Raw genomic sequence first — 11585 nt, forward strand, 5'->3', positions numbered from 1 at the left:
CCGATGAAGGGACCACACCCATGAAGTACATGCTGATCATGCGTTCGACCGCCGAGGCCGCAGCCAGCTTCGAGGAGATGGACTTCGAGGAGATCATCAACCAGATGGGCCGCTACAACGAGGAGCTGATGAACGCGGGCGTCCTCGTGACAGGCGAGGGTCTCAGCGATGCCGGCGAGGGCTTCGTCGTGGACTTCTCGGCCGAAACGCCGATCGTGTCCGACGGACCCTACGGGGAGATCCACGAGCTGTTCAACGGCTTCTGGATCCTGCAGGTCGCGAGCCGCGAGGAGGCGGTCGAGTGGGCCAAGCGCGCCCCGCTGGGAGCGGGCGCCAAGCTCGAGGTGCGCCGCGTGACCGACGAATCGGACTTCGCGGACTACGCCGACAACGAGTACGTGCAGAAGGAGGAGGGCTGGCGCGAGCAGCTCGGCACCCAGTGAGCGAGCGGAGCGAGCGAGCCGTTGGGGCTGGTTCATGCCGGTGGCCGCGTAGCGTGTGTTGTTTCCTGCGGGTACCGGCATGAGCGAGCGGAGCGAGCGAGCCGTTGGGGCTGGTTCATGCCGGTGGCCGCGTAGCGTGTGTTGTTTCCTGCGGGTACCGGCATGAGCGAGCGGAGCGAGACCCGCCGCACCCTCGACGCCATCTGGCGGATCGAGGGTGCGCAGGTCGTCGCCACGCTGGTCCGCGTGGTCGGCGACCTCGGCCTCGCCGAGGATCTCGCCCAGGACGCGCTCGCTGAGGCACTCGATCAGTGGCCGGGTTCCGGGATACCCCGGAACCCGGGGGCCTGGCTCACCTCCGTTGCCAAGCGGCGCGCGATCGATGGATGGCGTCGCAGCGAGCGGTTGGACGATCGTTACCGCGCTATCGGCCGCGATCTGAGCGATACCGTGGAGCACGACTGGGAGCCCATCCGCGATGACGTGCTCAAGCTCGTCTTCGCCGCCTGCCATCCGGTGCTGAGTCGCGATGCGCGGGTGGTGCTGACGCTGCGGGTCGTGGCCGGGTTGTCGACCGAGGAGATCTCCCGGCTGCTGTTGGTGCCCGTCTCGACCGTCCAGCAGCGGGTGGTGCGGGCCAAGCGCTCGCTCGCGGCGGCCCGGGTGCCGTTCGAGATCCCCGAGACCGGGGAGTGGCCCGAACGACTCGGGGCGGTGACCTCCGTCGTGTATCTGATGTTCACCGAGGGCTATGCCGCCAGCAGCGGCGAGGAATGGGTGCGCCGCGACATCGCCGACGAGGCCTTGCGCCTCGGCCGGATCCTGGTCTCGCTGGTTCCGCGCGAGGCGGAGGTCCACGCACTGCTCGCACTGATGGAACTGCAGGCATCGCGGTTCGCAGCACGTCGAGGTGTCGATGGCGCGCCCGTCCTGCTGGAGGACCAGGATCGGCGCCGCTGGGATCGGGGCCAGATCGACCGTGGCGTGCGGGCCTTGGAACGCGCCGATGCGCTCGGCCGGGGACGCGGACCGTACGCCCTGCAGGCCGCCATCGCCGCCTGTCATGCGCGAGCGTCGAGTGTCGAGGAGACCGACTGGCACGAGATCGTCGCGTTGTATGAGGCCTTGGAGCAGGTGACGCACAATCCCGTCGTGACCGTGAACCGGGCGGTCGCGATGGCGATGGCGAGCGGCCCATTGGTGGGACTGCGGTTCCTGGACGAGGCGGATCTCTCGGCCCTGCGGTCCTCGTATCTGGTTCCGAGCGTGCGCGGTGAGCTGTTGCGGCGCGTGGGACGGCGAGGCGAGGCCGCCCAGGAACTGCGCCGGGCCGTCGAGCTCCTGCCCGACGGCCCGCAGCGCCGCGTGATCGAAGCCAAGCTCGCCGCCCTCGCCCCCATGTGACCCGCACCCCTCGGACGGCGCGAGCGGTGACCTACGCACCCCTCGACCCGCCCGAGGGGTGCGTAGGTCACCGCTGCCCGGGCGAGGCCGCCTTGAGAGGTGTGTAAGTCACCGCTCCCGGGGTGAGTCGAGGGCGATGCGAGACTGAGGACATGAGCGATGACGTGCGCGACTTCTGGGACCAGCGGTACGGCGAGCGGGAGCAGTCCTGGTCCGGACGGCCGAATGCGGCTCTCATCGACACGGCAGAGGACATGCCGCCCGGGCGGGCCCTCGACCTCGGCGCGGGGGAGGGCGGTGACGCGATCTGGCTGGCCCGCCAAGGCTGGCAGGTGACCGCCGTGGATATCTCCCGGGTCGCCCTGGACCGAGCCGCGCGGGCCGCCGCCGAGGCAGGGATCGATGCCGAGCGCATCGAATGGGTGCCCGCCGATCTCGCCACCTGGGAGCCGGCCGGACAGGTCGACTTGATCTCGGCCTGCTTCTTCCAGTCCCCGGTCGAGCTCCCACGCGACGAGGTGCTGCGCCGTCTCAGCGGCAGTATCGCACCGGGCGGACACCTTCTCGTGGTGTCGCACGCGTCGCCGCCGCCCTGGGCCAGGGATCACGAGGGGCACGGCCCGGCTCTGCGTGGCGCCGAGGAGGAGGTGGCCGCGCTCGACCTGCCGTCCCGGGACTGGGAGGTCCTGGTCGCGGAGGATCGGCCCCGTGCGGTGACCGGTCCGGACGGGCAGGAAGCGACGATCGACGATGCCGTGGTCCTGTTCGGGCGTCGCTGAACGCGTCTCGCCCGGCGGAGACCGGCTGGACCGGCGTGCTTCGATGGAGACATGCTCGTCGCCTTCAGTATCTCGCCCATGACCCCCGATGACTCCGGCAGCGTGTCCAGCGCCGTCGCCGAGGCGGTCCGCATCGTCCGTGCCTCGGGCCTGCCCCACGAGACCAATGCGATGTTCACCAATCTCGAGGGGGAGTGGGACGAGGTGATGGGGGTGGTCAAGTCCTGCGTCGACGCCCTCACCGCACAGCACCCGCGGGTGAGCCTCGTGCTGAAGGCCGACATCCGTCCTGGTCACGACGGCCAGCTGACGGCCAAGGTCGACCGGCTCGAGCAGCAGCTGGCGGGGGACGCCGATGACTGACGACGCTCGGCTGGCAGCCTCGCTCGTCACGGAGGCTGCCGGTCTCGCCGCCCGGATGCGGTCGGAGACCGATCTGCGCATCGCGCAGAAGACGTCGATCTCGGACATCGTCACCTCCGCCGACACCGCGGCCGAACGTCACATCGTCGAGACTCTGGCCGCCGTGCGCCCCGAGGACGGCATCCTCGGCGAAGAGGGTGCGGCCGCCGAGGGCACGAGCGGGCGCCGGTGGATCATCGATCCGGTCGACGGCACCTATAACTTCGCCTCCGGCTCGGACTACTGGTGCTCGGCGATCGCGCTCGTCGACGGTGACGAGCTCGTCCTGGGGGCGGTGGCACACGCGTCGACCGGAGACGTCTACGTCGGCGGCCCGAAGTACCCCACCACCGTGAACGGCGCACCCGCCGGCCCGATGCCCGACCTTCCGCTCGCCGGCATCAGCGCCGCCACCTATCTGCACCCTCCACGTCTGCGTGAGCCGGAGATCGCCGATGCCTTCGCGCGCGCGGCGTCCCTGCCCGCCACGCTTCGGATGCTGGGGTCGGGTTCGATGGACCTCGTCGGGGTCGCCACCGGGCTGCTCGGCTGCTGGTTCCAGCACAGCGTCGCGACCTGGGACTGGTTACCCGGTGCGGCCCTCGTCGCCGGGGTCGGCGGAGCCACCCGTCAGGTCGATGTGGGATCGGTCACATGGTCCGTCGCTGGGCCTCCCACGGCCGTCGAAGAGGTCGTCTCGGCGCTCGGCTCTGAGGCCTGAGTACGCTCCGTCACATCCCGGCATCTGGTGGCCCCGAGCGTCGGGTAGTGTGCCCACCAAGTAGAACGCCGATCACAGTCGAGACTGGAGCGACTGGGGCGGTGGGTGTTCGTACGAGAGGACAGAGACAAGCCGATGGTCGATGTGGACAAGGTCCTGGACGAAGCCGGTCTGACGAACCCACACGTGCGCGAGTACGTGAAGGAGTGGGCGGCAGTCACGACGCCCGAGCGGATCGAGGTCGTCAGCGCCGCCGATGATGCGCGGCTGGTCGCCGAAGCCCTGGAGTCGGGCGAGTTCAAGCCGGCGGGAGAGGGTCTGTACTACTCGCAGTCCTATTACAAGGACACGGCACGCTCCGAGGAGCGCACGATCGTCGCGACGAACGATCCGGCGGACAAGGGTATCTACAACAACTGGCGCCCGGCGAGCGAGATGAAGCCGAAGCTCATCGAGCTGATGACCGGCGCTTCAGCGGGCAAGACGATGTACGTGATCCCGTACCTGATGTCCCCCAAGGGCTCGCCGCTCGCGGAGTTCGCGGCCGGTGTCGAGATCACCGACAACCGTTCGGTCGTCATGCAGATGATCCGCATGGCGCGCGTGGGCGCGGAGTACATCAACGATCTGGGTGACTCGTTCGTCCGGGCCGTGCATGTCACCGGCGACCTGCCGAACCTCGGCCAGGGCACGCCCGATGACAAGCGTTACTTCGTGACGGTCGCCGACGAGCGCACGATCCTGCACTTCGGCTCGTCCTATGGCGGCAACGCGCTGCTGGGCAAGATCGCCCACGGTCTGCGCCAGGGCTCCTACGACGGCTGGAAGAACGGCTTCCTCGTCGAGCAGTTCATGCTGCTGGGCATCACCGACAAGCAGACCGGCGAGAAGTACAACATCTGCGGTGGCTTCCCGAGCGCCTCGGGCAAGACCAATCTCGCGATGACGCTTGCCCCCGATGCGCTGGGCGACCGGTACTACGTCGAGTTCTACGGCGACGACATCGCCTGGCTGTGGGTCGGCGAGGACGGCAAGCTCTACGGGATGAACCCGGAGAACGGCGTCTTCGGCGTGGCCAAGGACACCAACGAGGCCACCAACCCGACCGCGCTGGACTCGATCCAGCCCGGCAGCGGTGCGATCTTCACGAACGTGGCCTACAACGTCAAGACGCAGGAGGTCTGGTGGGAGGGCAAGACCAAGAACCCGCCGGAGGACCTCGATGGCTGGCATGACTGGAAGGGCGAGGCGATCGCCGATCGCACGCCCGAGCAGGCCGGCGAGCCGTGGGCGCACCCCAACAGCCGCTTCACCACGACGATGGGCAATGTCCCGAATGTCGCCAAGGACTACGAGGACCCCAAGGGCGTCGAGATTCACGGCATCATCTTCGGTGGCCGCACCCGCGACCGTGAGCCGCTGATCCGTGCGATCGACGATGTCGCCGAGGGCGTCTACGACGGCCTCACGCTCGGCGCCGAGGCGACCTTCGCCGCTGACGGTCTCGACGGCCAGCTGCGCTACGACCCGATGTCCATGCGTCCGTTCATGTCCTACCCGGAGGCCGACTACGCGGCGCACTGGCTCGAGGTCATCGGCCGGGCGTCCGAGAAGCCGGTCTTCGCGCACGTCAACTGGTTCCAGCGCGATGCCGAGGACGGCCACTTCCTGTGGCCCGGTTACCGCGAGAACCTGCGGGCGCTGCTGTGGCTCATGCAGTACAAGAACGGCCAGGTCGAGGGCCGCCGCACCGCGGTCGGCGTCCTGCCCACCGAGGAGGAGCTGAACCTCGAGGGCCTGGATCTCCCGCAGGAGGATCTGGACCGGATTCTGACGATCGATGTTGATCGTTGGCGTCAGGAGATGGGCTTCCGCGAGGAGCACCTCAACCAGTTCGAGGGTCTGCCCGAGGAGATCTGGGAGGCCCACCGCCGGGTCGCCAAGGCACTCGACGACGAGTCCTGATCGGTCAGAGCGAAGGGGCGGGGAGGCGTGTCCCCGCCCCTTCGCCATGTGCCCCTCCCCCCTGGGCGGTGGGTCAGCGTCCGTTCTCAGCGCGGGGCGGTGCATGAGCGCCCAAATGCTTCGGGTGAACGGACGCTAGCTCACCTTTGTTCCGTGATGACTGTTCCGCGATGACGGAGGATGTGCCTCTGTGGTTGTCACGGCAACCGCCGAAGCACATCCTCCGTGCGGGCTCGGGAGACGATGTGCCTCTGTGGCAGCGGGAGCGACCCTGAAGGCACATCCTCCGTCATCGGCTCCTCGCGGTGGGGGAGCCGGACGGGTGGGCGGTGGGCCAGCGTCCGTTTTCGGCCTGGGGCGGTGCGTCAGCGTCGGTTGGCCCGAGGCGATGGACGCTAACGCACCGCCATACCTGGCCGAGAGCGCTACGGCCGCTCCCACGTGCCGTGACCGCGAGCGGTGATGGGATGCTCGGGGAGTGGAGCAACATGTTGTCCGAGTCGCCGCGGCGATCATCCTCGATGATCAGGACCGGGTGCTCACCGTCCGCAAGCGCGGCACTTCGGTGTTCATGCAGCCCGGAGGCAAGCCGGACCCGGGGGAGACGGCGATGGACACGATTCGCCGCGAGCTGGCCGAGGAGCTGTCCCTCGAACTGGCGCCCGATGAGCTGAGCTATCTCGGCCGCTTCGTCGCCGATGCCGCCAATGAGCCGGACCACCAGGTCGAGGCGGAGGCCTTCTGGGTGCACGTCCGCGCACCCGAGGTCGCGATCGCGGCCGAGATCGAGGAGCTGCGCTGGATCGAGCCGGCCGACCTCGGCCACCTCCCGATCGCCCCGCTCAGCACCGACCATCTGCTTCCGCTCGCCTGGCCCACCTGACTCCGTCCCAGATGTGGCCAGTTGTGGCCCGTTCGGCGACCTCGAAACGGGCCACAACCGGCCATATCTCGGCAATGTGGGCTGGGCGGAGGCCTCAGAGACCGAGGGTGCGCTGGGTGGCGAGCAGAGCCTCGGCCGAGGCGTGAAGGGAACGCTCCTCCGCGGCCGACATCGTCAGGTCGAGGACGTGCTCGACCCCACGCGCGGTCACCACGCTGGGTACGGACAGGGCGACACCGTCGAGTCCCCGATAACCGCGGTGGACCGTGCTGACCGGCAGCACGGCGTGCTCGTCGTGCAGGATCGCCTGAGCGATCCGCGCTCCGGCGAGTCCGATCGCGTAGTTGGTCGCTCCCTTGCCCTCGATGACCCGATAAGCCGCCCCGCGCACCGCTTCAGTGAGCTGCTCCAGCTCGCCGTAGGAGAAGTGGTCGCCCTCCGGCGAGGTCCAGTCCAGGATCGGCACCGGGCCGATCCGGGCCTGCGACCACAGGGCGAACTCCGAGTCCCCGTGCTCGCCGACGATGTCCGCGTGCACGCTCGCGGTCGACACCCCGGCGCGGTCGGCGAGCAGTCGCCGCAGCCGGGACGTGTCGAGGACGGTGCCCGAGGAGAAGATGCGCTCGGTGGGCAGACCGCTGATTTGCTGAGCGGCCACCGTGAGCACATCGCACGGATTGGTGACGATGCAGTAGATCGCCTCCGGCGCGTGTTCGAGCAGCGTCGGCAGCAGCGTGCGCAGGATGCCCACATTCGTCTCGGCGAGATCGAGGCGGGTCTGCCCCGGCTTCTGCTTGGCTCCCGCGGTGATGACGATCAGATGCGATCCGGCGGCCACCGCCGGATCGGCCCCACCGCTGATCTGGCTGGCCCCGGTGAATTGCGTACCGTGCGCCAGATCGAGCACCTCGGCCTCGACCTTCGGTCCGTCGATGTCGTAGAGCGCGACCTCCCGCGCCACACCGCGGATGAGCGCGGCATAGGCCAGGCTGGTGCCGACACTCCCCGCCCCGACGACCGTGAGCTTCGCATTCCGGCGTGCCAGTGCTCCCGGGCTACTCACCGAGCGCCTCCGCGAGGGCGGCGAGGGCCTGATCGATCTCCTCGCGCTCGATCACCAGCGGGGGAGCCATGCGTAACGTGCGCTCGTGGGTCTCCTTGCAGAGCACGCCGCGATCCCGCAGCAGCATCGACACCTCGCGGCCGGTCTTGGCGCGGGGATCGATGTCGACCCCGGCCCACAGCCCGCGGCCACGTACCGCGGAGATCCCCTTGCCCTCGAGCGCGCGCAGTCCGGCGTGCAGGTGTTCGCCCAGTTCCTTGGCGCGCTGTTGGAACTCGCCGGTCGAGAGCAGGTCCACCACGGCCCGGCCCACCGCGCAGGCGACCGGATAGCCGCCGAAGGTCGAACCGTGCTGGCCCGGCTTGAGGACGCCCAGTACATCGGAGCGCCCGACGACCGCCGAGATCGGCACGATGCCGCCGCCGAGGGCCTTGCCGAGGGTATAGAGATCGGCGCGCACGCCCTCGTGGTCGAGGGCGAACAGCGTTCCCGTCCGGGCCAACCCGGACTGGATCTCGTCGGCGATGAGCAGGACATTGTTCTCATCGCACGCGCGCCGGACATCGGACCAGAAGCCGGCGGGCGGGACGATGACCCCGGCCTCGCCCTGGATGGGCTCCATCAGCACTGCCGCGGTGTTCGGCCCGATAGCGGCGCGTACCGCCTCCGCGTCGCCGTACGGGACGGTCACGAAGCCCGGGGTGAAGGGACCGTAGTTGTCGTGGGCGGCCGGGTCGTCGGAGAAGGACACGATGGTGGTCGTACGCCCGTGGAAGTTGTTGGTGGCGACGATGATCTCGGCACGATCGGTCTCCACCCCCTTGACCTCATAGGCCCACTTGCGGGCCACCTTGATCGCCGACTCGACTGCCTCGGCGCCGGTGTTCATGGTCAGGACCATCTCGGTGCCGGTAAGTGCGGCGAGCTCCTCGCAGAAGAGACCGAACTGGTCGTTGTGGAAGGCCCGGGAAGTGAGGGTGAGCCGGTCGAGCTGCTGATGTGCGGCGTCGACGAGTCGGCGGTTGCGGTGGCCGAAGTTCAGTGCGGAGTACCCGGAGAGGAAGTCTAGATAGCGGCGTCCGTCGACATCGGTGACCCAGGCGCCCTCTGCCTCGGAGATCACCACGGGCAGCGGGTGGTAGTTGTGCGCCCCCCAGCGCTCGTCGCGCGCGATGTACTCGGCCGTCTGCTGCGTGTCGGTCATGACCCCACACTAGGCAGCCTGAACGGTCGAGACCAGCACGCCGGTATCCTCGAGGTGCCCCTACCTCTTCCTCTGGAGTCGTCATGTCCGCGGCGCGTCGTCGTCTGTTGATCCTGTCGTTCGCCGCGACGGTGCTGCTGCTCGGCGCACCGGTGGCAGCCACGTCCGAGGGACCTGTGTCCGTCGATCCCGCCGATGGTGCCGAGCTGGACGAGGCGCCCGCCGCCGTCACCTTCACCTTCGACGAGCCGGTCAGTGATCCCGCCTACGCGAGCGTCATCGTGGACGGGCATCCGGTGACCCTGCCGGCAGGTGATCCGATCGTCGACGGCGGACGCGTCGTCGTGGACCTCTCGGGTGTCGAGACCGCGGGGCGCGACTGGCTCGTGGCCTACCGGGTCCCGGCGCAGAGCGGTGTCCTGGACGGCAGCACCCGTTTCTCCGTACCCACCGCGGAGGTCAACGACGAGCCGATCGCGCAGGGAGTGCAGGAGGACGAGAGCGTCTGGGGGACGCCGTGGCCCTGGGCCGGGGTCGTCGCGTTGGTGCTCGTGCTCGCGGTCGTCCTCGCCCGCGGCGGACGCCGGGAGAGGAACGCCCGATGAAGCAGACCGTCCGGCTCGCGTCCGCGGGCCTGATCGTGGCGCTGGCCGTGGTGGCACTGGCATTGGTGATCCCGGGCAACGCCCCGGAGCCGGCACCGCCGGGGATCCCTGATCCGGGTCAGTTGGTCGGCTGGGGACTCCCCGTCGCCCGACTGGTCGCCGATCTCGGATCCCTCGCCACCATCGGCTTCCTCCTGGCCGCCGTCGTCCTGCTGCCGTCCGGTCCACGTCTGGAGGGACTCGCGGTCCAGGCGGTACGGATCGCCTCGTGGTTCGCGATCGCCTGGGGGATGGCCGCGGCAGCCCTGCTCGTCCTCAATGTCGCCGATGTCTTCGCCCGGCCCCTCGGCGATCTGAACATCGACCTCATCGCCTCCTTCGTGCTGGACTTCGGACCCGGCCGGGCGCTCGCTCTGCAATCCATCGGCGCCTTCATCGTCGCCGTGGCGTGTCGCTGGACCCTCGGCATCCGTCCGCTCGCAGTGACGCTCGGGATCGCGCTGGCGGCCGTCGTCCCCGTCGCGCTCGCCGGTCACGCCGCCAATGCCGGTTCGCACACGCTGGCCGTGTTCAGCCTGATGCTGCACCTGCTCGGCGTGATGGTGTGGGTCGGCGGACTGCTCGCCCTCGGATGGGTCGCTCTGCGTGGCAGCAGGCGGCTCGACGAGGCAGTGATGCGATATTCCACCATCGCGCTATGGGCATTCGTCACCGTGGGCGTGTCCGGCGTCGTCAACGCCTCGATCCGTCTCGGCAGCTGGAGCGAGATCGCCAGCGACTACGGCGCGCTCGTGGCGGTCAAGGCCGTCGCCTTCGCGGCCCTCGGCGTGTTCGGCTGGGCCCAGCGGCGACGCATCGTCGCCCGTGGGGTCGGGTTCGCGCGGCTCGCGGTGACCGAGGTGTTCATCATGGTCGCGACGATCGCCGTGGCCGTCGTCCTGTCGCGGACACCGACTCCTGTCGGCGAGGACGTCCTGCAGACCCCCGCCGAGCGGCTGCTCGGCGGGTCGATGCCGCCCGCGCCGAGCGTGCGCGAGATCTTCCTGGGGTTCAGCCCGAACGGGTTCGGTCTGGCCTTCGTCGCCTTCGCGGTCTCCCTGTACGCCTGGGGGCTCATCGTGCTGCATCGGCGTGGCGACCGCTGGCCGATCGCCCGCACGGCCTCGTGGTTCACCGGGGTCGTCATCGTGGCATGGGCGACCTTCGGCGGCATCGGCCAGTACTCGCACGTCATGTTCAGCTGGCACATGGTCTCGCACATGATGTTGTCGATGATCGCGCCGATCTTCCTGGTGCTCGCGGCGCCCATGACGCTCGCGCTGCGGACGCTCCCGGGTGCCCGGCGGCCGGGGGAGCAGTCGCCGCGCTCCCTGCTGATGGCCTTCCTGCACTCGCGGGTCGCGCGCTTCTTCACCCATCCGGTGGTCTCGGCGGCGATCTTCATGGGCAGTCTCTACGTGCTCTATTTCAGCAACCTGTTCGGCACGCTCATGCAGTCGCACTCCGGGCACGTCTTCATGGAGCTGCACTTCCTGCTCGCGGGCGTGCTCTTCTACTACGTCGTGATCGGCGTCGACCCCTCGCCGCGCTCCGTGCCTCCGCTCGTGCGCTTCGGGCTTTTGATGGTCTCGATCCCGTTCCACGCCTTCTTCTCCGTGGCGGTCATGAGCGCCAGCTATGTGATCGCCGAGAGCTTCTACCAAGTGCTCGACCGGCCGTATGCGACCGATCTGCTGCACGACCAGTACGTCGGCGGGGGGATCGCTTGGGCGACCGGCGAGATCCCGCTGGTCCTGGTGCTGATCGCGATCTTCGCGCAGTGGGTCCGCTCGGACGCGCGGGAGGCCAGCCGTCACGACCGCCAGGCCGACCGCGACGCCGATGCCGAGCTCGAGAAGTACAACGCCTACCTGGAATCACTCGACCGGGAGTGACGACGGCGCTCGCCCCGGCAGGGGCGAACGCCGTCGTCGCGCGGTTCGATCCGGTTTAGAAGATGATCTGTCCGCCGGTGGTGGCGGCGGTGAATCGTTCTTGGGCGTCGGCCCAGTTGGCGATATTCCAGAAGGCCTTGACGTAGTCGCCCTTGACGTTGAGGTAGTCCAGGTAGAAGGCG

12 protein-coding genes are annotated in these 11585 nt (G+C 68.9%); 9 read left to right on the top strand and 3 right to left on the bottom strand.

What is annotated here, in order from left to right; translation table 11 throughout:
• The first annotated feature begins 20 nt into the window (after window positions 1-20).
• The 7 genes from FNM00_RS15335 (at window position 21) to FNM00_RS15365 (ending at window position 6597) form a co-directional block, all read left to right on the top strand.
• Entirely contained in the window at window positions 21-443 is a 423-nt protein-coding gene (locus FNM00_RS15335; RefSeq protein ID WP_143914427.1) for a YciI family protein, read from the top strand.
• Window positions 444-605: 162 nt separating this feature from the next.
• Window positions 606-1847 carry an RNA polymerase sigma factor gene (locus tag FNM00_RS15340; RefSeq protein ID WP_143914428.1) on the top strand — a complete coding sequence of 414 codons (1242 nt, stop codon included), beginning with the start codon at window positions 606-608 and terminating at the stop codon, window positions 1845-1847.
• 152 nt (window positions 1848-1999) lie between these two features.
• Entirely contained in the window at window positions 2000-2626 is a 627-nt protein-coding gene (locus tag FNM00_RS15345; RefSeq protein WP_143914429.1) for a class I SAM-dependent methyltransferase, read from the top strand.
• Between the two features lie 51 nt (window positions 2627-2677).
• Window positions 2678-2989: a thiamine-binding protein gene (locus tag FNM00_RS15350; RefSeq protein ID WP_143914430.1), complete on the top strand. Its 312-nt coding sequence runs from the start codon at window positions 2678-2680 to the stop codon at window positions 2987-2989.
• On the top strand, window positions 2982-3749 hold the full coding sequence (locus FNM00_RS15355; protein WP_143914431.1) for an inositol monophosphatase family protein: 768 nt from the start codon (window positions 2982-2984) through the stop codon (window positions 3747-3749). The genes FNM00_RS15350 and FNM00_RS15355 overlap by 8 nt, the downstream gene beginning before the upstream one ends.
• 135 nt (window positions 3750-3884) lie before the next feature.
• The gene (locus FNM00_RS15360; RefSeq protein WP_143914432.1) at window positions 3885-5714 is read left to right on the top strand and encodes a phosphoenolpyruvate carboxykinase (GTP); all 1830 of its coding nucleotides are present in this window, start codon (window positions 3885-3887) and stop codon (window positions 5712-5714) included.
• A gap of 478 nt (window positions 5715-6192) precedes the next feature.
• Window positions 6193-6597: an NUDIX hydrolase gene (locus tag FNM00_RS15365; protein WP_143914433.1), complete on the top strand. Its 405-nt coding sequence runs from the start codon at window positions 6193-6195 to the stop codon at window positions 6595-6597.
• Window positions 6598-6691: 94 nt separating this feature from the next.
• On the opposite strand, the gene FNM00_RS15370 is transcribed toward FNM00_RS15365, so the two are convergent.
• Window positions 6692-7660: an L-lactate dehydrogenase gene (locus FNM00_RS15370; protein ID WP_221933769.1), complete on the bottom strand. Its 969-nt coding sequence runs from the start codon at window positions 7658-7660 to the stop codon at window positions 6692-6694.
• Window positions 7653-8864, bottom strand: a complete 1212-nt coding sequence (rocD, locus tag FNM00_RS15375; RefSeq protein WP_143914434.1) for an ornithine--oxo-acid transaminase — start codon at window positions 8862-8864, stop codon at window positions 7653-7655. The genes FNM00_RS15370 and rocD overlap by 8 nt, the downstream gene beginning before the upstream one ends.
• A gap of 83 nt (window positions 8865-8947) precedes the next feature.
• Here rocD and FNM00_RS15380 point away from each other — a divergent pair, with 83 nt between their 5' ends.
• Together FNM00_RS15380 and FNM00_RS15385 are read left to right on the top strand one after the other, a co-directional pair.
• Window positions 8948-9469, top strand: coding sequence for a copper resistance CopC family protein (locus tag FNM00_RS15380; RefSeq protein ID WP_143914435.1), 522 nt, complete (start codon window positions 8948-8950; stop codon window positions 9467-9469).
• Entirely contained in the window at window positions 9466-11403 is a 1938-nt protein-coding gene (locus FNM00_RS15385) for a bifunctional copper resistance protein CopD/cytochrome c oxidase assembly protein (protein ID WP_143914436.1), read from the top strand. Before FNM00_RS15380 ends, FNM00_RS15385 begins: the two co-directional genes overlap by 4 nt.
• A gap of 55 nt (window positions 11404-11458) precedes the next feature.
• Here FNM00_RS15385 and FNM00_RS15390 read toward each other — a convergent pair whose 3' ends face one another.
• Window positions 11459-11575 carry a Fe-Mn family superoxide dismutase gene (locus FNM00_RS15390; RefSeq protein ID WP_425456814.1) on the bottom strand — a complete coding sequence of 39 codons (117 nt, stop codon included), beginning with the start codon at window positions 11573-11575 and terminating at the stop codon, window positions 11459-11461.
• Between the last annotated feature and the right edge of the window lie 10 nt (window positions 11576-11585).

Source organism: Aeromicrobium piscarium (assembly GCF_007421815.1).
GTDB classification, from domain to species: Bacteria; Actinomycetota; Actinomycetes; order Propionibacteriales; family Nocardioidaceae; genus Aeromicrobium; species Aeromicrobium piscarium.

What these genes read in the sequence shown, in the direction of transcription:
- FNM00_RS15335 (WP_143914427.1), top strand. Translation starts at nt 21, where the DNA reads ATGAAGTACATGCTGATCATGCGTTCGACCGCCGAGGCCGCAGCCAGC.
- FNM00_RS15340 (WP_143914428.1), top strand. Translation starts at nt 606, where the DNA reads ATGAGCGAGCGGAGCGAGACCCGCCGCACCCTCGACGCCATCTGGCGG.
- FNM00_RS15345 (WP_143914429.1), top strand. Translation starts at nt 2,000, where the DNA reads ATGAGCGATGACGTGCGCGACTTCTGGGACCAGCGGTACGGCGAGCGG.
- FNM00_RS15350 (WP_143914430.1), top strand. Translation starts at nt 2,678, where the DNA reads ATGCTCGTCGCCTTCAGTATCTCGCCCATGACCCCCGATGACTCCGGC.
- FNM00_RS15355 (WP_143914431.1), top strand. Translation starts at nt 2,982, where the DNA reads ATGACTGACGACGCTCGGCTGGCAGCCTCGCTCGTCACGGAGGCTGCC.
- FNM00_RS15360 (WP_143914432.1), top strand. Translation starts at nt 3,885, where the DNA reads ATGGTCGATGTGGACAAGGTCCTGGACGAAGCCGGTCTGACGAACCCA.
- rocD (WP_143914434.1), bottom strand. Translation starts at nt 8,864, where the DNA reads ATGACCGACACGCAGCAGACGGCCGAGTACATCGCGCGCGACGAGCGC.
- FNM00_RS15380 (WP_143914435.1), top strand. Translation starts at nt 8,948, where the DNA reads ATGTCCGCGGCGCGTCGTCGTCTGTTGATCCTGTCGTTCGCCGCGACG.
- FNM00_RS15385 (WP_143914436.1), top strand. Translation starts at nt 9,466, where the DNA reads ATGAAGCAGACCGTCCGGCTCGCGTCCGCGGGCCTGATCGTGGCGCTG.